The sequence below is a fragment of the Novosphingobium sp. CF614 genome, assembly GCF_900113255.1.
Classification (GTDB): domain Bacteria; phylum Pseudomonadota; class Alphaproteobacteria; order Sphingomonadales; family Sphingomonadaceae; genus Novosphingobium.
The window spans coordinates 37,020-56,577 of the sequence record NZ_FOOR01000009.1 but is presented as its reverse complement, the minus strand read 5'-3'; the positions used below and the strand labels follow the sequence as shown (position 1 = coordinate 56,577).

Below are 19,558 nucleotides of genomic sequence, written 5' to 3'. Positions count from 1 at the left end.
TAAGCCTCAGCCCCAGGGCCGTTCGCGATACCACTGCGTAATCACGTACTTGCGGCCCTTGCGCACTTTCATCGCATGGTGGAGCGTGGCGGCGTTCAGGCTGCCGTCCGCCCGGCGGTTGTTCCAGGCGACCAGCTTGCCGCGTTCGGGCTGGACGATCTTGTCGATCACCTTGAACCGGGTGGCGCCGCCGGCTTCCACGGTGTTGAGATAGACCATGAAAGTCCAGGTGCGCTGCCCGGAAACCGTGCAATACTGTTCGTAGTCGGCATTGCCGGGTTCGAAATAGTCGGTATGCGCCTTGAACTCCTGGCCGATTTCGTAGCGCTGGCCTTGCAGCGGTTCGGCATGGGCAAGGGCAATGCCCGAGGCTTTGGAAAGTTTCATGGCCAGTCCGCCCACGGCGGCAATGTCGTGGGAGAGATCGCAGGTCGAACTCGTGCGGAAGGCATCGTCGCCATTGTGGTTGGCGATGGTGGACGGGCGATGTTCCCTTTCGATCAGGCGGACCAGTTCGTCGCACTCGGCGCCCGAAAGAAAATCGCGCATCAGGAACAGGTCGAGCCGCGACGAGGGAAAGCGCTGCATGCCGGGGAGGGACAGCAATCGGTCTGCCGGTGATTCGCCAGGTTCGGTCATGGCCGCGATCTTATACCAAGTTTCCCGGAGCGAGACTCATCTTCGCTCTCCGTCGCTACGAGGCGGCGAAGCGAAGGGGAACGCGAGTTCTGATCGAAGGACGGTTGGCATCGGCCCGCCGGCGCGGCCGGGAAAATCGCGCGAGTCGCGATGCGATCCGTTTTTTTGCTTTGCAAGAAGCGCAGCCTTGTGCAAAGGCGCGCTCCCGCACCGGTTGCTGCGCGCAGCGGCCCTTGCGAATTTGCGGCACGCGGCGCAGGAAGCCGGTGCACGGTGTGGCGATCGTAGCTCAGCTGGTTAGAGCGCCGGTTTGTGGTACCGGAGGTCGTGGGTTCGAACCCCATCGATCGCCCCATTTTCTTCCCGTCGTCGCGCTGGCGCCCAATTTGCGGGGGCATTAAATTGCGGGGACAGCGAGCGGGCTTTGACATGAGTCACTTGCTCCTTTCGCAGCGGGCTTTAGAAGCGCGCCCAATATGCATGGCTTTGCCAACCCGGCCCGTTTCCTGCGCATCGCCCGCTGGCTGATGCCGCTCTGCATGGGCGCGGGAATCGTCGTTGCCGCCGCCGCGCTCGGCTGGGGGCTGTTCCTCGCGCCGGCCGAGCGTTTGCAGGGCGAAACGGTGCGCATCGTCTATCTTCATGTGCCGGCCGCCTGGCTGGGCATGGCGGGCTGGATGGGGATCGCCGCCGCCAGCTTCACCGAACTGGTCTGGCGCCATCCGCTCGCCGGCATCGCCGCGCGCGCCTGCGCGGTGCCGGGCGCGGTGTTCACCGCCGTCTGCCTGGTCACGGGATCGCTGTGGGGACGCCCGGCCTGGGGGACCTGGTGGGTCTGGGACGGGCGGCTGACCTCCATGCTGGTGCTGCTGTTCCTCTATTTCGGCTGGATGGCGCTGTCGCAGGCAAGCGAGGCGTCGGACGGGGGGCAGGGTGCCGGCCGGGCTCCGGCGATCTTCGGCCTGGTGGGCGCGGTCAATATCCCGATCATCCATTATTCGGTGATCTGGTGGAACAGCCAGCACCAGGCACCCAGCATCACCATGGGCAAGTCGGCGATGGCCGGGGCGTTCCTGTGGCCGCTGCTGATCGCCATGCTGGGTTTCACGCTGATCTTCGCCGGCTGCGTGCTGGCGCGCATGCGGGCGATCCTGGCAGACCGGCAGGCCGAGGCGCGGCTGCGGCGCAAGGCCCTTAGCGAGGCGGAATTCTGACCATGCGCGAAGCGGAATCCTGACGATGCGCGAGGCGATGGACCCGTGGACTTTCGTGGTCGCCTCTTACGCGGTCGGCGTGGGAGCGACGGCAACAATGGTGCTATGGTCGCTGCTGTCGATGCGGCGTGCCGAGAAGCGCCGTGACGAAGCAAGGAAGCGCTGAGGATGGCGATCAAGGCAAAGCATCAGCGACTGGTCCTGCTGGTGATCGCGCTGGTCGTGCTGGTCGCGGCCGGATTGCTCGCGGCCTGGGCGCTGCGCAACCAGGCGAGCTATTTCTACGTTCCCAGCGAAATCGTCGCGAACCCGCCGCGGCCGGATCGCGCCGTGCGCCTGGGCGGCATGGTGGAGAAGGGATCGCTCAAGACCGAGCCCGACGGCGTCACCATCGCTTTCGTCGTGCAGGACGGCAAGGCGCGCGTGCCGGTCATGTTCAGGGGCATCGTCCCGTCGCTGTTCGTCGAGGGATCGGGCGTCGTCGCCGAGGGCAGGCTGGGGGCGGACGGCACGTTCGTGGCCGACAACCTGCTGGCCAAGCATGACGAGAACTATGTACCGCGAGAAATGCGGGACATGACCAGCCAGCAGGCCAGGCAGGTGGTGGCCGAAACGAAATGATCGCCGAACTCGGCCTTGCCGCCCTGTGGCTCGCCGCCGCGCTGGCGGCGCTGCAACTCGTGGCCGGCGCGCTCGGGCTGACGGCGCGCGGCGCGGCGCTGGGCGGTGCGGTGCGCCCGGTCGCGGCGGTGCAGGGGCTGCTGGCGCTCGTCGCGTTCCTGTGCCTGATCCAGGTCTTCGCCGTTACCGACCTTTCGGTGAAGCTGGTGGCGCTCAATTCGCATTCGATGAAGCCCTTGGTGTTCAAGATCGCGGGCGCCTGGGGCAACCACGAAGGCTCGATGCTGCTGTGGGTCACGGTCATGGGCATGGCCGGCGGCTTCGTGGCGCTGATCGAGAAGCGGCTGCCGGAGCCGACCATGCTGGCGACGCTGGCCGGGCAGGCCTTCGTCTCGCTGGGCTTCTACGCCTTCCTGCTGATCGCTTCCAACCCGTTCGAGCGGCTTTCGCCGGTGCCGGCCGAGGGCAATGGCCTCAATCCCCTGTTGCAGGACCTTGGCCTCGCCTTCCATCCCCCCACGCTCTACCTGGGCTATGTCGGCCTCTCCATCGCCTTCAGCTTCGCGATCGGCGCGCTGGTGACGCGTGAGGTGGGGCCGGCTTTCGCGCGGGCGATGCGTCCCTGGGTGCTGGGGGCATGGATATTCCTTACGGTGGGGATCACCGCCGGTTCCTACTGGGCCTATTACGAGCTGGGCTGGGGCGGGTGGTGGTTCTGGGATCCGGTGGAGAACGCCTCGCTGATGCCCTGGCTGGCCGCGACCGCGCTGCTGCATTCGGCAAGCGTCCTGGCATCGCGCAACGCGCTCAGGGCCTGGACGATGATGCTGGGCGTCGTCGCCTTCTCGATGTCGATGATCGGCACTTTCCTGGTGCGCTCGGGCATTCTGACCAGCGTCCATGCCTTCGCCGTCGATCCGGAGCGCGGCACTTTCATCCTGGCGCTGCTGGCGATCAACATCGGCGGCGCGCTGACCCTGTTCGCTCTGCGCGCATCCACCGTGACCGAGGGCGAGCGATTCGCCCTGGTCAGCCGCGAAGGCGCGCTGGTGTTCAACAACGTGATGCTTTCGGCGATCCTGGGCATCGTGCTGTTCGGCACGCTCTATCCGCTGGTGGCCGAGGCGATGGGGGCCAAGGTCTCGGTCGGCCCGCCCTATTTCAATCCGATGAGCGCGCTGTTCGCGCTGCCGATGCTGGTGGTGCTGGCGATCGGGCCGCTGCTGCGCTGGCGGCGCGACAAGTTCGCGCGGATCGGCAAGGCCCTGGTGATCCCGGCGATGCTGGCGGCGGCGGCGGGCATCGGCCTTGTGGCGATGGGCGGAGCGGGGATGGGCGGAGTGGCGCTGCTGCCGCTGCTGGGCCTGATGCTGGCGGCCGGGCTGGCCTGGGCAAGCGTGCTGCCGCTTCGCGATCGCAATCTGCGGCGCACGCCCTTGCCGGTCTGGGGCATGGTCACCGCGCATTTCGGCATTGCCGTGGCCTTGTTCGGGATGAGCTGCGAGAGCGCCTTTTCGATCGAGAAGCTGGTCGCGGTCAGGATCGGCGAAGTGACCGAGATCGGGCCCTGGGGGGTCAAGCTCGATACCGTCGAGCCGGTCGCCGGGCCCAACTGGACCGCGCTGGAGGCGCGGCTGCTGGTGCGCTACGGCGTGGACGGCAAGGCTGTCCGCATGCTGCCGCAGTCGCGCAGTTTCTGGACGCCGCCGCAGCAGACCAGCGAATCGGCGTTGCTGACGCGCTGGAACGGCCAGCTCTATACCGTGCTGGGCGGCGAGGCCGACGACGGGCGCTGGCAGCTTCGGCTGTGGTGGAAGCCGTTCGTGCCGCTGATCTGGATCGGCGGCCTGCTGGTCGCGCTGGGCGGCGTGCTGGCGCTTGCCGGGCGCGTCGCTGCCGATGTCCGGCGCATCGTCGCCAGGGACAAGATCGCCTATCGTCGCGAAAGGCAGGGCCGGTGAACGAAAAGCGCCGATCCTTCCGCTGGGCGACCTGGCTGCCGCTGGCGCTGTTTCTCGGCTTCTTCGTGCTGGTGCTGGTCGGGCTGCTGCGTCCGGCGGACCGGACCGTGGCGAGCGCCCTGGTTGGCAAGCCGATGCCGGCCTTCAACCTGCCCCCCGCGCTGCCCGGCCGGCCGGGGCTGGACAGCAAGGTGCTTGCCAACGGCAAGCCGCATCTGGTCAACATCTTCGCCAGCTGGTGCGTGCCCTGCCGGGTGGAGGCGCCGCAGCTTGCCGCCCTGGCCAGGGCCGGCGTCCCGATCGAGGGTATCTCGGTGCGGGACACCACCGAGAACCTCCAGCGTTTCCTGGCGGAAAACGGCGATCCCTTCCAGCGCGTCGGTGCCGACGACGACGGCAGGGTCCAGCTCGCGCTGGGGTCTTCGGGCGTGCCGGAAACCTATGTGATCGATGGCAAGGGCGTGATCGTCTACCAGCACATCGGCGAGATCCGGCCCGAGCATCTCGACCTGCTGCTGGGCAAGCTGAAGGAGGCGGGGGAATGATCCGCCTGATCGCACTCGCGCTGGCCCTGATCGCGGCCGCGCCCATGGCGGCGGCGCAGGAGGAGCAGTCCACCGCGCCTTACGCCTATCGCCAGCTGGACGATCCGGCCAAGGAGCGGGCGGCGCAGGCGCTGATGGAAACGCTGCGCTGCCTGCAGTGCCAGGGCCAGTCGATCGCCGATTCGGATGCGCCGATCGCCGGATCGATGCGCAGCCTCGTGCGCGAACGGGTCGCGGCGGGGGAGGACCCGGAAGCGATTCGCGCCTGGCTGGTCGAGCGCTATGGCGACTATGTCAGCTACGCGCCGCGCTTGACCGGGCTGACCTGGCCGTTGTTCGCGGTGCCGCTGGCGCTGGCGCTGCTGGCCTTCGCGCTCCTGCGCCGGCGCTTCGGGGCGGACAAAGGATCCGGGGCATGATCTGGGGCCTTCTCATCGGGCTGGCGCTGCTGGCCTTCGTGCTGGTGGTCTTCGTGCTCAGGGCGCCGCGCGCCGCGCGCGAGGCGGTGGCCGCCGCGCTGCTGCTGGGCGTGGCCGGATATGTCGCGCAAGGCTCGCCGGGCCAGCCGGCCGCTCCCAAGGCGGCCGACGAGCCGGTTTCCGCCGATCCCGCCGCGCTGGTCGACGCGCGCTCCAGGGTATCGAACAAGGGCATTCCGCCCAGCAACCAGTGGGTGGTGATCGCGGACGGGCTGGCCCGCAACGGCCGCTACGCCGATGCCGCCGAGGTCCTGCGCGGCGCGATCGGCAAGGATCCGAAGAATTCCGAGGCCTGGCTCGCCATGGCCAACGCGCTGCTGGCCCATTCCGAGGGCACGCTGACCCCGGCCGCGCTCTATGCCTATCGCCAGGCCGCCAAGGCCGATCCGGACAATCCGGGGCCACCGTTCTTCCTGGGCCTCGCCCTGGCGCAGGCGGGCCGCTTCGCCGAGGCGCGCGCGCTCTGGGCCGGTCTGCTGGCGCGCGCGCCCGCCGAGGCACCCTGGCGCGAACCGCTGGCGCAGCAACTGGCCAAGCTCGACGCCCTGCTTTCCAGCGCGCCGCGCGGCATGCCCGATTCGCGGGTGTCCCCGCCCTGAACCGTCCCTTAAGCAGCGTTGCTTGGCACCTCTCATGCTGCTAACGGCCACAGCCTTGCCGCAGCTGCGAAATGGGTCTGCGAGTCCATGACGGGACGCACGAATGGGTGATGCAACTTCGGATGGGGCGAAGGCCCCGACCGCGATCGATCCGACAACGGCAGGCACGGCTCCGGTTCCCGGCGGCCATGGCTCGGGCAATATTTCCAAGCTGGCGCTGGGCGCGATCGGCGTCGTCTTCGGCGATATCGGCACCAGCCCGATCTACGCGTTTCGCGAAACCTTCGTCGGCCCGCACCCGCTGGCGATCGACGAACTGCACGTGCTGGGCGTGGTCAGCCTGATCTTCTGGTCGATGACGCTGGTCGTCGCGGTGCAGTACGTCGGCATCCTGATGCGGGCCGACAACAAGGGGCAGGGCGGCAGCCTGGCCCTGGTCGCGCTGATTTCCGGCCACATCAAGAAATCGCGCTACAGCGGCGTGGTGGTGCTGCTCGGGGTGTTCGCGACTTCGCTGTTCTACGGCGATTCCATGATAACGCCGGCGGTTTCGGTGCTTTCGGCGGTCGAAGGCCTCACGGTCGTCCAGTCCAACCTTGCGCCCTTCGTCCTGCCGATCGCGCTGATCCTGCTGATCGGCCTATTCCTTCTGCAGAAGAGCGGCACCGCCAAGGTCGGCGCGCTGTTCGCCCCGGTCATGGTGGTCTATTTCCTCACCCTGGCCGTGCTGGGCATCTTCCATCTGGTGCAGATGCCCGAAGTGCTGGCGGCGCTGAACCCCTGGTACGCGGTCCAGTTCTTCCTGACCGACAAGATGCTGGGCTTCCTCGCGCTCGGCTCGGTCGTGCTGGCGGTAACCGGGGCCGAGGCGCTCTATTCCGACATGGGGCACTTCGGGCGCGGTCCGATGCGGCTTTCCTGGTTCGCCTTCGTCATGCCGTGCCTGCTTATCAATTACTTCGGCCAGGCGGCGATGATCCTGGGGATGGACGATGCGGCGGCGGCGGAAGCGATGGAGAACCCGTTCTTCAACCTCGCGCCGGACAGCCTGCGCCTGCCGCTGGTGATCCTGGCGACCTGCGCCACGTTCATCGCCAGCCAGGCGGTGATCTCCGGGGCGTTCTCGATCACCCACCAGGCCATGCAGCTGGGCTTCATCCCGCGCCTCTCGACTCGCCACACCAGCGAGCACGAGGTCGGGCAGATCTACATTCCCTTCGTCAACTGGGCGCTGATGACCGGCGTGATCGTGCTGGTGCTGGTGTTCCAGAACTCGTCGAACCTGGCTTCGGCCTATGGTATCGCGGTCACCGGCGCGATGCTGATCGATACCTGCCTGATGACGGTGCTGCTGATCGTGCTGTGGCGCTGGAGGCTGTGGATGGCCATTCCGGTCATCGTCACCTTCTTCGTCGTGGACGGCGCCTATTTCGGCGCCAACGCCGCGAAGATCGCCGACGGCGGCTGGTTCCCGCTGCTGATCGGCGGCGCGGCCTTCACGCTGCTGACCACCTGGAACAAGGGCCGCAAGCTCATGCGCGAACGCATGACCGAGGCCGCGCTGCCGCTCAACGTCTTCGCCAAGAGCGCGCACGGCAGCGCCGCGCGGGTTCCCGGCACGGCGATCTTCATGGCCTCCAGCAACATCGGGGTGCCCTCGGCCCTGCTTCACAACATCAAGCACAACAAGGTGCTGCACGAACGCGTGGTGGTGCTCACCATCGAAGTGCAGGATGTGCCCTATGTCGAACCCGCGGAGCGGTACGAGGTGATCGAACTGGGCCAGGGCTTCTTCCGCATGACGCTGCGCTACGGCTTCATGGAAGAGACCGACGTGCCCGCCGCGCTTGCCCACGCCCCGACCTGCGGCGGCGCGTTCGAGATGATGAAGACCAGCTTCTTCCTGTCCCGCCAGACGCTGCTGCCGTCCGAAAAGCCGGGCATGGCGATCTGGCGCGAAAAGCTCTTCGCCTGGATGATGCGCAACGCCGCCAGCGCGATGGAGTTCTTCCGCCTGCCGACCAACCGGGTGGTGGAACTGGGCAGCCAGCTGGAGATTTGAGCGGCCCGGGCAAGCGCGGCAGGACGTTACATCGATCCAGCCACATCCTTCCCAACGGGGGGAGGGGAACCGGCCGCGGGATGGCGAAAGGGAGCTTGCGGGCACGGGCGTCGCACCGACCGCGCCCCCTCCGTCAGCCACTTCGTGTCTGCCACCTCCCCCGATGGGGGAGGATTTGGCTTCTTACTTTTCGACTGACCCGGCTGTCGGACACACCGACCTTGCGAACGTGGGCATTACGCCACCATCACGCCATCGCCCATCACGCCATCGCCTTGCGCAGGACCTCGTTGATCCGCGATTGCCAGCCGGGCCCGGTCGCGCGGAAATAGGCCAGAACGTCCGGGTCGAGGCGCAAGGAAATGGACTGTTTGGCCGCCGCCTTCGTCGAACCTTTGGGGCGTCCGCGCGGCTGGGCGAATGCGGCGCGAAGGATTTCCGGCGCCTCTTCGATAGGAAGCGCGCGCGCGAAATCCTCTTCGGTCCATTCGGGATTGTCGTCATCGAAAACGATCGGTCGTTCACCGCCCATGACGCCTGAACTCCTTCAAGTGCGCTCGCCGCAAACTGATAGCCCGCACCCTGCCGTCACGAATGACCGCCGCCAGGCAGTGCGGCAGATCATCGATCCAGCTTCACTGATCCAGGAACGAACGCATCTTTCTGGACCGGCTCGGGTGCTTGAGCTTGCGCAGCGCCTTGGCCTCGATCTGGCGGATGCGTTCGCGGGTGACCGAGAACTGCTGGCCGACTTCCTCCAGGGTGTGGTCGGTGTTCATGCCGATGCCGAAGCGCATGCGCAGCACGCGTTCCTCGCGCGGGGTGAGGCTGGCGAGGACACGGGTGACGGTTTCCTTGAGGTTGGCCTGGATCGCGGCATCCACCGGGATGATCGCGTTCTTGTCCTCGATGAAATCGCCCAGGTGCGAATCCTCCTCGTCGCCGATCGGCGTTTCCAGGCTGATCGGCTCCTTGGCGATCTTCATCACCTTGCGCACTTTTTCGAGCGGCATGGAGAGGCGCTCGGCCATTTCCTCGGGCGTGGGCTCGCGGCCCTGCTCGTGGAGGAACTGGCGGCTGGTGCGCACCAGCTTGTTGATGGTCTCGATCATGTGCACCGGGATGCGGATGGTGCGGGCCTGGTCGGCGATCGAGCGGGTGATCGCCTGCCGGATCCACCAGGTGGCGTAAGTCGAGAACTTGTAGCCGCGGCGGTACTCGAACTTGTCGACCGCCTTCATCAGGCCGATGTTGCCTTCCTGAATGAGATCAAGGAATTGCAGGCCTCTGTTGGTGTACTTTTTCGCGATGGAGATCACCAGCCGCAGGTTCGCCTCGACCATTTCCTTCTTGGCGATGCGCGCCTCGCGCTCCCCCTTCTGGACCATGTTGACGATGCGGCGGAACTCGGGAAGCGCCATGCCGGTGGCGGCGGCGATGTCCGCCACTTCGGCGCGGATGCGCTCCACCGGATCGGCTTCGGCTTCGGCGAAGGCCGCCCACTTCTTGTCCTTCTTCGCCATGTCGGCAAGCCAGGTATCGTCCAGTTCGCGGCCGACGTAAGTTTCCAGGAAATCGGTGCGCTTGACCTTGTGGCGTTCGGCAAGGCGCAGCATCTGGCCGCCGAGCGTGGTCAGGCGGCGATTGAAGGCATAGAGATTGTCGACCAGGTATTCGATCTTGGTCGCGTGGAACTGCACCGATTCGACTTGCGCGGTCAGGTCCTCGCGCAGTTGCTGGTATTCCTCTTCCTTGGCGGCAGGGAAGTCGATGCCCAGGGCGAGCGCATCGAGGCGCTCGCTCTGCAGCTTCTCGAAAGCCTGGAACAGCTCGGTGATGCGCGCGAACTTCGCCAGCGCCTCGGGCTTGAGGGTGGCTTCCATCTGCGCCAGACTGAGGGTGTTGTCCTCCTCGTCGTCGTCAACCGGGCGCTGGGCGCGGCGCTCGACGCCGTCCTCGTCCTCATCGTCGGAGGTTTCCTCTTCCTCCTCGATGTCGTCTTCTTCCTTGTAGGAAGGGCCGGCGGTCGCCTCGCTGATTTCGCCGTCATCGTTGCCTTCGCCGTCTTCCGACAGGTTTTCGGGCGCCGGTTCCTTGGACAGCATGGCGTCGAGATCGAGGATCTCGCGCAGCTGCATCTCGCCGGCGTTCAGGGCTTCGGACCACTGGATGATGGCGTGGAAGGTGATCGGGCTTTCGCACAGGCCCAGGATCATCATGTCGCGCCCGGCCTCGATGCGCTTGGCGATGGCGATCTCGCCCTCGCGGCTCAGCAGCTCGACCGCGCCCATCTCGCGCAAGTACATGCGCACCGGATCGTCGGTGCGCTCGATGGTTTCCTTCTTCTTGGTGTCGACCACCATGCGCGGGGCGGAATCGTCGGAATCGACTTCCTCGACCTCGTCCTCGTCGTCGTTCTGCGCGTCTTCGTCGTTCTCGACGATGTTGACGCCCATTTCCGAGATCGCGGCCATGATGTCCTCGATCTGGTCGGTGGCCATCTGGTCCTGCGGCAGGGCCTCGTTCAGCTCGTCGACCGTAATCACGCCGCGGCGCTTGGCGCGCGCGATCAGCTTCTTGATCGAAGCCTCGTTGAGATCGATCAGCGGCGCGTCGGTGCCGTCAGTGTTGTCGCCGCTGGTGTTGTCGTTCTTGCTCATTCTTCCGCCGTTAACTCGTGCCTGCCCCAGCCCGGAGATCCCATGCCGGAGACGCAGTGCCAATGATCCCATGCCAGTAATTCGATGCCGATGATACGCCGATGATACCGTGCCGATTATACCATCCGGACTAGCCCGCCTGTCTGGTCGCCATTTGCCTTAGGCGAACGTCAAATTCCAGCTTTCTCTTGAGCAGGCGCTGCTGTTCGGCAAAGGCATCCTCGGTCAGCTCGTTTTCGAACCGCATGGTCGCTTGTGCCAGGGCCGCTTCCAGCGCTGGGCGCTCGACCAAGAGGTCGACGGCCTGGGCCAGTTCCGCCGCCGCCTGATCCGCCCGCGCGTCGCCGGTCAGGAAGCCGAAGCGCAGGCCGGAATATTCAGCGGCGCCGGGAACTTCCAGGCCATTGTCGAGCAATATGGTAGCGAGCATCCCGCTTTCAAGCGCCGCTGCTGCGTCGCAACATTCGAGAAGCACGAAAAAGCGCGGATCGAGCCCCGGCGTGCGGGCCAGCGTCTCGGCATGGCGGGGCAGTTCGGCCGGCCAGCGGATCAGCCCGGCGAGCACCGCCGCCGAAAGACCGTCGCGCGCGCCGCCGCTCGCCGCGTGGCGCAGGCGTTTCAGCGATTCGGGGGTGGATGGGGCGGGGCGGTCCTTCCAGTTCCCGCGCTGGCCGCCCTGCCGGCCGGAAAACGCCGGCCGGGCCTGGTCCGGCTGCCAGCGATTTTCCCGGCGCGGAAAGGCGAAGGCGGCGTACCGATCCTGCAGTTCGCGGCGATAGAGGTTGGCGATGTCGGGATGCTGGATCGCATCGACATGCGCCATCAGCCGCGCCTTGAGCCCCGCCTTGTCCTCGGGCGTGACCAGGGGCTGGGCATCGCGCTCGGATTCCCACAGCACGTCGACCAGGCTGCGCGCCTCGGCGAGCAGCGCCTCCATCGCCCGGGGGCCCTTGGCCTTGATGAGGTCGTCGGGATCGAGCCCTTCCGGCAGGCGCGCGATGCGCAGCGAATGGGCCGGCTTCAGCAGCGGCAGCGCCCGCGAGATCGCGCGCATCGCCGCGCGCTGGCCGGCGGCATCGCCGTCGAAGCACAGGATCGGCGTTTCGACCCGCCGCCACAGCAGCTCGATCTGGTGCTCGGTAAGCGCCGTGCCGAGCGGGGCGACCGCTTCGTCGATGCCCGCCGCGGCGAGCGCGATCACGTCCATGTACCCTTCGACCACCACCAGCCGGCCCGAATTCCGCGCGGCGGGCGCGGCGCGGTGCAAGTTGTAGAGCGTGCGGCCCTTGTCGAACAACGGGGTGTCGGGCGAGTTGAGGTATTTCGGAGCGTCGGTTTTCCCTTTCGCCAGAATCCGCCCGCCGAACGCGATCACCCGCCCGCGCGCATCCTCGATGGGCAGCATCAGGCGGCCCCGGAACCGGTCGTAGGGATCGCGCCCCTCGACCTCGATCAGGAGGCCGGCCTCGATCAGCATGGCTTCGGGGAAGCGTTCGAGCGCGCGCTTGAGCGCCTGGCGATCATCCGGGGCATAGCCGAAGCCGAAGCGTTCGACGGTTCGCGCATCGAACCCGCGGGTGGCCAGGTAGGCACGGGCGGGCCCCCCCTGGGGTGCGGTCAGTCCCTGCTTGAACCATGCCTGGGCCGCCGCCGTCACGTCATGGAGCGTATCGCGCTTTTCCGCGGCCTGGGCCGCGCGCGGATCGGGCGCGGGCACGTCCATCCCCGCCTCCGCCGCCAGTTCCTTGACCGCGTCCATGAACGACAGGCCCTGGTGGTCCGTCATCCAGCGAATCGCGTCGCCGTGGGCGGAGCACCCGAAGCAGTGATAGAATCCCTTCTCGTCGTTGACGGTGAAGCTGGGGCTTTTCTCGTTGTGGAACGGGCAGCACGCCTTGTACTCGCGCCCCGCCTTCTGCAGCCGCGTGGTGCGTCCGATCAGCGCTGAAAGCGTGATGCGGGACCGAAGCTGGTCGAGCCATTGGGGGGTCAGCACGGGGAGGTCCCCTTTCCATTTTCAGCTTTCCCCGCTCCGTTCGTGTCGAGCGAAGTCGAGACACGCTCGCGCGGCGGCCGGGCATAATGGGAAAGCTTCGCCCAATCACTTGCCGCGAGCGCCTCCTTCTTGGCGCGTGACCATTTCTTGACCCGCAATTCGGCGCTCAAAGCTTCGTATCGCGTTGGAAACTCCGCGCACCAGATCAAAAGCACCGGCCTGCGTCGAGACGTGAAATCGCAAGCGCCGCCGTGATGGTGTTCCGCCATCCGCCGTTCGAGATCCTCCGTGTGGCCGGTGTAGTATTTCCCGTCCGCGCAGCGCAGGATGTAAGCCCAGAACGCCATGCCGTCAGGTCGCGCCGGACGTGTCTCGACTTCGCTCGACACGAACGGACAGGGTGGCAGGAGCTATCCGTCTCCGTTCGTGTCGAGCGAAGGCGGAACGTCGCAGTCGAGGCACGCTGGCGGGCCGCCTCACGCCAAAGCCGCTTTCACCCAGCCGCTGGCCTTGCCCATGTCGAGCTGGCTGCCGTGGCGGGCCTTGAGCTCGGCCATGACCTTGCCCATGTCCTTCAGGCCGGCGGCGCCGGTCTCGGCCTTGATCGCCTCGATCGCGGCCCTGGTTTCCGCTTCCGAAAGCTGGGCGGGGAGGAATTCCTCGATCACCGCCAGTTCCGCCTTCTCCTCGGCGGCGCGTTCGGGGCGGCCGCCCTGTTCGAACAGCTGGATCGATTCGCGGCGCTGCTTCACCATCTTCTGGAGAACGTCGATCACCAGGGCGTCGTCGTCGGGCAGGGTGGTGGCGGTGCGCAGTTCTATGTCGCGGTCCTTGATCTTGGCAAGGACAAGGCGGATGGCGGCCGAGCGCGGCTTGTCGCCGGCCTTCATCGCGGAGATCTGGGCGGCCTTGATCGAATCACGAAGCATTGTTCTTGTGTTTTCCCGTTATGCGTTGGAACGTGGTTGCGCAAAACTAGCAAGCCGCGCGGCAAATTGCACCCTGGCGCCTTGACGCGCTGCACAACCGTCTCTAGCGGGTGGGCCTTAGCACTCAACGTCCGAAACGCCGTCAACGGAGCGACCCACCATGGCCGACGCCGCATTTTCGCTTGCGCCCAAACCTGAAGGCGCGACCGGCGTGCTTGTCCTGAGCGACGGGCACGTGGTCTGGGGCCGTGGTTTCGGCGCGGTGGGCGAAGCGGTGGGCGAAGTGTGCTTCAACACCGCGATGACCGGCTACCAGGAAGTGATGACCGATCCGTCCTACGCGGCGCAGATCGTCACGTTCACCTTTCCGCATATCGGCAATGTCGGCGTCAACGAAGAGGATCTCGAATCGAAGGTCGATGGCGCGGTCGGCTGCGTGGTGCGCGAGGATGTGACGCTGGCTTCCAACTTCCGCTCGCACGGGGAATTCGGGGCCTGGCTGGCGGAAAAGGGCAAGATCGGGCTTGCCGGCGTCGACACCCGCGCGCTGACCCGCCGCATCCGCCTGGCCGGCGCCCCCAATGCCGTGATCGCCCATCACCCCGACGGCCAGTTCGACCTGCCGGCGCTGCTCCAGCGCGCGCGGGATTGGCCGGGGCTGGAAGGCATGGACCTGGCCAGGCTGGTCAGCCGGCAGGTCCAGGAAGGCTGGGAAGGCTCGATCTGGAAGCTGGGGCAGGGCTATGGCCGCTCTCCGCGTGACGCGCGTCCGCATGTCGTCGCGATCGATTACGGCGCCAAGGACAACATCTTCCGCAGCCTGGTGAAAGCCGGCGCGCGGGTGACGGTGGTGCCGGCGGAAGCGACGCTCGAAACCGTCCTCGGGCTCGAACCCGACGGCGTGTTCCTTTCGAACGGCCCCGGCGATCCGGCCGCGACCGGCCAGTACACGGTGCCGGTGATCCAGGCCCTTCTGGAGCAGGACCTGCCGATCTTCGGCATCTGCCTGGGCCACCAGATGCTCGGCCTTGCCGCCGGCGCGCGGACCGCCAAGATGCACCAGGGCCACCGGGGCGCCAACCACCCGGTCAAGCGCCTGTCGGACGACGTGGTGGAGATCACCTCGATGAACCACGGCTTCGCGGTCGACAACGCGGCGCTGCCGGACAATGTGGAGGAAACCCACGTCTCGCTGTTCGACGGCACCAACTGCGGCATCGCCATCAAGGGCAAGCGGGCGTTCGGGGTGCAGTATCACCCGGAAGCGAGCCCCGGGCCGCAGGACAGCTTCTATCTGTTCGAGAAGTTCGTGGGGATGCTGGGGGCGTGAAGATGGCGGCCAATGGCGCGGTTGAACCGCTGGAACAGGGAGCGCGAAATCCGGATCACGGTTCGCACGCCCTGTCGAAGGGGGGTGCGAACCGTGTCCCCTCCGGCGGGCTGCTTGCAGCCGCCGCTCCGGGCACGCTTCGACCGGCTCGGGGCGGGCGGGGCCGAAGCAGGCTTCGGGCACGAAGCTCTATGCAAATCGGGCGTAACCATTTCGATCTGGAGGGCTAATGCCTGTTCCCTTCTCTTCGTCATTGCGAGCGAGCGAAGGTCGCGCGGCGATCCGGGGGCGGTTGCGCCGCCCCTGGATTGACGCGCCCATCGGGCTCGCGATGGCGAAGCAAAGGGGTGAGTTCTACTGTTCGGTCACCCAGGCTATCAAGGCGTCCAGGGGTTGATGATGGTTACGCCGCTACGGGACATTTCCGATACGTTACGCGTTACCAAAGGAACGCCCAGGCTCATGGCGTGGGCCGCGATCAGCATGTCGCGTTCGCCGAACAACTGGCCGGTTCGCTTGAGGTGCGATCTCAGCGGTCCCCAGACGGCTGCTGCATCGGCATCGAAGGTGACTATGCGGTCTTCAAGTCGAGTGAGCAATTCGTCGAGAGTCGCCTGCAGGTCGCGCCGCCGGGTTCCTTCGGCCAAGGCGATGCCATATTGGATCTCGCCCAACACGATCGCGGACAGGATGGCTTCGTCGAAGTGCAAGCCCATCCATCTGCTGACAGTTTCGTCTGGCCGGGGTCGGGACAACTCGCTCCAGACGTTGGTGTCAATCAGCACCAAAAATGTCCCTGTCCTCGTCGATCGTGCGTTCCGGGAGTTCCAGGGTGGCGCCGTTGGCGGTCCGGATCAGATGGTCGACAAACTCCGCGCCGCTCATCGCCTTGATCCGTGCCTTGTGGTTCGCCATCGAGTCGGCATACGTCCGTTCGAGCAAGGCCCGCAACTCGGCTTCCAAGGAACGGCCATTGGCCGCGGCCGCAAGCCGCGCGTTGCGCTTGATCGCGTCGTCAAGATTGCGGATCGTTACGCTGCCCATCGTCCATCCTCGGTGATTGCAATGCAATCAATGTATGCAATGAAATCGGAATAGCAATGCCCAAACGCACTGACATCTCCTCGATCCTCGTCATCGGCGCCGGGCCGATCATCATCGGCCAGGCCTGCGAGTTCGACTATTCGGGCACCCAGGCGATCAAGGCGCTGAAGGAAGAGGGTTACCGGGTCGTCCTGGTGAATTCCAACCCGGCGACGATCATGACCGATCCGGACATGGCGGACGCCACATACGTGGAGCCGATCACGCCGGAGATCGTCGCGCGCATCATCGAGAAGGAGCGGCCCGACGCGCTGCTGCCGACGATGGGCGGGCAGACCGCGCTCAACTGCGCGCTGGCGCTGGCGGACGACGGCACGCTGGAGAAGTTCGGCGTCACCATGATCGGCGCCAACGCCGATGCCATCGACAAGGCGGAGGACCGCCAGCGCTTCCGCGAGGCGATGGACAGGATCGGGCTGGAATCGGCCCGCTCCGGCGTCGCCCATTCGCTCGACGAAGCGCTCAAGGTGCTGGAGACCACTGGCCTGCCCTCGATCATCCGTCCCAGCTTCACGCTCGGCGGCACCGGCGGCGGCATCGCCTACAACCGCGCCGAGTTCGAGGCGATCGTGCGTTCCGGCCTCGATGCCTCGCCCACCACCGAAGTGCTGATCGAGGAATCGCTGCTGGGGTGGAAGGAATACGAGATGGAAGTCGTGCGCGATCGGCACGACAATGCCATCATCATCTGCTCGATCGAGAACGTCGACCCGATGGGCGTTCATACCGGCGACTCGATAACCGTCGCCCCGGCGCTGACGCTGACCGACAAGGAATACCAGATCATGCGCTCGGCGAGTATCGCCGTGCTCAGGGAAATCGGTGTGGAAACGGGCGGTTCGAACGTACAGTTCGCGGTCAACCCGGACGACGGGCGCCTGATCGTGATCGAGATGAACCCGCGCGTTTCGCGCAGTTCCGCGCTCGCTTCGAAGGCGACCGGGTTTCCGATCGCCCGCGTCGCCGCCAAGCTGGCGGTGGGCTATACGCTTGACGAGCTGACCAACGAGATCACCGGCGCCACCCCGGCCGCGTTCGAGCCGACGATCGACTACGTGGTGACCAAAATCCCGCGTTTCGCGTTCGAGAAGTTCAAGGGCGCCGAGCCTTTGCTGACCACCGCGATGAAGTCCGTCGGCGAGGTCATGGCGATCGGCCGCAATTTCAAGGAGTCGGTGCAGAAGGCGCTGAGGGGCCTCGAAACGGGCCTGGACGGGTTCAACCGGGTGCCGGCGCTCGAGGGGGCGGGGCGGGACACCATCACCGCCGCGCTGTCCAAGGCGACGCCCGAACGCCTGCTCAATGCCGCCCAGGCGATGCGGGAGGGATTCTCGGTCGACGAGATTCACGCGATCACCCATTACGACAAGTGGTTCCTGCGCCAAATCGAGGAGATCATCGCCGAGGAGGCGAAGATCATGAAGGACGGGCTGCCGATCGACGCGCAGGGTCTGCGCCGGCTCAAGGCCATGGGCTTTTCGGACAAGCGCCTGGCCACGCTGGCGGTGCGTTCGGTCCATGTCGCCGGCGGGCTGGGCGAGACCCAGGCCAAGCGCTCTGGGCTGCTGCACGATGCGCTGCGCGCCATGGCCGGCGCCACCAGCGAGGAAGAGGTGCGCCAGCTTCGAAACAAGCTGGGGGTCCATCCGGTCTTCAAGCGCATCGATTCCTGCGCGGCCGAATTCGAGGCGATCACGCCCTACATGTATTCGACTTACGAGGCGCCGATCTTCGGTGCGCCGGAGGACGAAGCGATGCCTTCCGACCGCCGGAAGATCGTCATCCTTGGCGGCGGCCCCAACCGCATCGGCCAGGGCATCGAGTTCGACTACTGCTGCGTCCACGCCTGCTTCGCGCTCGCCGAAGCCGGCTACGAGACGATCATGGTCAACTGCAACCCGGAAACCGTCTCGACCGACTACGACACGTCGGACCGGCTCTACTTCGAGCCGCTGACGGCCGAGGACGTGCTGGAGATCCTGCGCGTGGAGCAGCAGAACGGCACGCTGGTGGGGGTGATCGTCCAGTTCGGCGGCCAGACCCCGCTCAAGCTGGCCCAGGCGCTGGAGGATGAGGGCATCCCGATCCTGGGCACTTCGCCCGACGCGATCGACCTGGCCGAGGACCGCGAGCGCTTCGCCGCGCTGGTCGAGAAGCTGGGCTTGCGCCAGCCCGCCAACGGCATCGCCCGCAGCCGCGACGAGGCCGTGGCGGTTGCCAATCGCATCGGCTATCCGGTGCTGATGCGCCCCAGCTACGTGCTGGGCGGGCGCGCCATGGAGATCGTCGATTCCGAACAGCAGCTGGACGACTACATCGCCACGGCGGTGCAGGTTTCGGGCGATTCGCCGGTGCTGATCGACCAGTACCTGCGCGATGCCATCGAATGCGACGTCGATGCCCTGTGCGACGGCGAGCAGGTGGTCGTCGCCGGCGTCATGCAGCATATCGAGGAAGCCGGCATCCATTCGGGCGACAGCGCCTGCACCCTGCCGCCCTACAGCCTTTCCGCCGGGATCGTCGCCGAGATGGAGCGCCAGGCCGAGGCGCTGGCGCTGGCGCTCGGCGTGTGCGGGCTGATGAACGTGCAGTTCGCGGTGAAGGGCGATGACGTCTACCTGATCGAAGTGAACCCGCGCGCCAGCCGCACCGTGCCGTTCGTCGCCAAGGCGATCGGCCAGCCCGTCGCCAAGATCGCCTCGCGGGTGATGGCCGGGGAGAAGCTTTCCGAATTTCCGCCGTTCAAGCGTGACTTGCCCTACATGGCGGTGAAGGAGGCGGTGTTCCCCTGGGCGCGTTTCCCAGGGGTCGATCCGGTGCTTACGCCGGAGATGAAGTCTACCGGCGAAGTCATGGGAATCGATAGGGATTTCGCCACCGCCTTCCTCAAGGCGCAGCTTGGCGCGGGAATGCGGCTGCCGGAACGCGGCACGGTCTTCGTCTCGGTCAAGAACAGCGACAAGGGCGTGATCCTGCCGGCCGTCGGCGAACTCGTCGCCAACGGTTTTCGCATCATCGCCACCGCCGGCACCCAGAAGTACCTCGCCGACGCCGGCCTTCCGGTCGAGCGGGTGAACAAAGTCGCCGAAGGCCGCCCGCATATCGTCGACAAGATCATCGACGGAGAGATCGCGCTGATCTTCAACACCACCGAAGGCTGGCAGAGCCTGAAGGATTCGCAGTCGATCCGCGCTTCGGCATTGACCGCCAAAGTGCCTTACTTCACCACCGCCGCCGGCAGCTGCGCCGCGGCCCTGGCCATTTCGGCTCAATGCGGGAGCCAGCTTGAAGTGCGATCGTTGCAGGATTATTATAACTGAAATCGATCTTGCCTCCCCACATCGCTGCAGATCGGCCGGTCCCCTGATGGCTTCGTGCCGGGGGCGGGACAGTCGAGTAGTCGCAAGGGACGGGAGGCA

Annotated in this window: 18 protein-coding genes and 1 tRNA gene; 11 read left to right on the top strand and 8 right to left on the bottom strand. The window is 66.3% G+C overall.

The window, feature by feature from the left end; genetic code table 11:
• Positions 1–6: 6 nt before the first annotated feature.
• Positions 7–639 carry a prolyl hydroxylase family protein gene (locus BM052_RS11855; RefSeq protein WP_091147064.1) on the bottom strand — a complete coding sequence of 211 codons (633 nt, stop codon included), beginning with the start codon at positions 637–639 and terminating at the stop codon, positions 7–9.
• A 278-nt stretch (positions 640–917) separates the two neighbouring features.
• Here BM052_RS11855 and BM052_RS11850 point away from each other — a divergent pair.
• The 9 genes from BM052_RS11850 (at position 918) to BM052_RS11815 (ending at position 8,120) form a co-directional block, all read left to right on the top strand.
• A tRNA-His gene (locus tag BM052_RS11850) sits at positions 918–994 on the top strand.
• 121 nt (positions 995–1,115) lie between these two features.
• A complete protein-coding gene (gene ccmC / locus BM052_RS11845) occupies positions 1,116–1,853 on the top strand; it encodes a heme ABC transporter permease CcmC (protein ID WP_091147062.1) in 738 nt (245 codons plus the stop codon).
• Positions 1,854–1,878: 25 nt separating this feature from the next.
• Positions 1,879–2,019, top strand: coding sequence for a hypothetical protein (locus tag BM052_RS19930; RefSeq protein WP_177198442.1), 141 nt, complete (start codon positions 1,879–1,881; stop codon positions 2,017–2,019).
• 2 nt (positions 2,020–2,021) lie between these two features.
• Positions 2,022–2,474, top strand: coding sequence for a cytochrome c maturation protein CcmE (gene ccmE / locus BM052_RS11840; protein ID WP_091147060.1), 453 nt, complete (start codon positions 2,022–2,024; stop codon positions 2,472–2,474).
• Complete coding sequence (locus BM052_RS11835) at positions 2,471–4,435, top strand: heme lyase CcmF/NrfE family subunit (protein ID WP_091147058.1); 1,965 nt, start codon at positions 2,471–2,473, stop codon at positions 4,433–4,435. The genes ccmE and BM052_RS11835 overlap by 4 nt, the downstream gene beginning before the upstream one ends.
• Entirely contained in the window at positions 4,432–4,980 is a 549-nt protein-coding gene (locus BM052_RS11830; protein WP_091147056.1) for a DsbE family thiol:disulfide interchange protein, read from the top strand. The genes BM052_RS11835 and BM052_RS11830 overlap by 4 nt, the downstream gene beginning before the upstream one ends.
• Positions 4,977–5,399: a cytochrome c-type biogenesis protein gene (locus tag BM052_RS11825; protein WP_091147053.1), complete on the top strand. Its 423-nt coding sequence runs from the start codon at positions 4,977–4,979 to the stop codon at positions 5,397–5,399. The genes BM052_RS11830 and BM052_RS11825 overlap by 4 nt, the downstream gene beginning before the upstream one ends.
• Positions 5,396–6,058 carry a tetratricopeptide repeat protein gene (locus tag BM052_RS11820; RefSeq protein WP_091147052.1) on the top strand — a complete coding sequence of 221 codons (663 nt, stop codon included), beginning with the start codon at positions 5,396–5,398 and terminating at the stop codon, positions 6,056–6,058. The genes BM052_RS11825 and BM052_RS11820 overlap by 4 nt, the downstream gene beginning before the upstream one ends.
• Before the next feature lie 103 nt (positions 6,059–6,161).
• Entirely contained in the window at positions 6,162–8,120 is a 1,959-nt protein-coding gene (locus BM052_RS11815) for a potassium transporter Kup (protein WP_091147049.1), read from the top strand.
• Positions 8,121–8,382: 262 nt separating this feature from the next.
• Here BM052_RS11815 and BM052_RS11810 read toward each other — a convergent pair whose 3' ends face one another.
• From BM052_RS11810 to BM052_RS11790, 5 genes are all read right to left on the bottom strand, one after another.
• Entirely contained in the window at positions 8,383–8,652 is a 270-nt protein-coding gene (locus BM052_RS11810) for a BrnA antitoxin family protein (RefSeq protein ID WP_091147046.1), read from the bottom strand.
• Between the two features lie 103 nt (positions 8,653–8,755).
• On the bottom strand, positions 8,756–10,780 hold the full coding sequence (gene rpoD, locus BM052_RS11805) for an RNA polymerase sigma factor RpoD (protein ID WP_091147045.1): 2,025 nt from the start codon (positions 10,778–10,780) through the stop codon (positions 8,756–8,758).
• 130 nt (positions 10,781–10,910) lie between these two features.
• Positions 10,911–12,776 (bottom strand): DNA primase, encoded by a 1,866-nt coding sequence (dnaG, locus tag BM052_RS11800; RefSeq protein WP_091147042.1) that lies wholly within the window; start codon positions 12,774–12,776, stop codon positions 10,911–10,913.
• Complete coding sequence (locus BM052_RS11795) at positions 12,770–13,123, bottom strand: GIY-YIG nuclease family protein (RefSeq protein WP_091147039.1); 354 nt, start codon at positions 13,121–13,123, stop codon at positions 12,770–12,772. The genes dnaG and BM052_RS11795 overlap by 7 nt, the downstream gene beginning before the upstream one ends.
• Positions 13,124–13,252: 129 nt before the next feature.
• A complete protein-coding gene (locus BM052_RS11790) occupies positions 13,253–13,705 on the bottom strand; it encodes a GatB/YqeY domain-containing protein (RefSeq protein WP_091147037.1) in 453 nt (150 codons plus the stop codon).
• 160 nt (positions 13,706–13,865) lie between these two features.
• Between BM052_RS11790 and carA the strand changes: the two genes are divergently transcribed.
• Complete coding sequence (carA, locus tag BM052_RS11785; RefSeq protein WP_091147035.1) at positions 13,866–15,035, top strand: glutamine-hydrolyzing carbamoyl-phosphate synthase small subunit; 1,170 nt, start codon at positions 13,866–13,868, stop codon at positions 15,033–15,035.
• A gap of 377 nt (positions 15,036–15,412) precedes the next feature.
• Here the strand turns inward: carA and BM052_RS11780 are convergent, their stop codons facing one another.
• On the bottom strand, positions 15,413–15,820 hold the full coding sequence (locus tag BM052_RS11780) for a PIN domain-containing protein (protein WP_177198441.1): 408 nt from the start codon (positions 15,818–15,820) through the stop codon (positions 15,413–15,415).
• A complete protein-coding gene (locus tag BM052_RS11775; RefSeq protein WP_091147030.1) occupies positions 15,810–16,079 on the bottom strand; it encodes a FitA-like ribbon-helix-helix domain-containing protein in 270 nt (89 codons plus the stop codon). Before BM052_RS11775 ends, BM052_RS11780 begins: the two co-directional genes overlap by 11 nt.
• A 56-nt stretch (positions 16,080–16,135) precedes the next feature.
• Here BM052_RS11775 and carB point away from each other — a divergent pair, with 56 nt between their 5' ends.
• Entirely contained in the window at positions 16,136–19,459 is a 3,324-nt protein-coding gene (gene carB, locus BM052_RS11770) for a carbamoyl-phosphate synthase large subunit (RefSeq protein WP_091147028.1), read from the top strand.
• Positions 19,460–19,558: the final 99 nt, after the last annotated feature.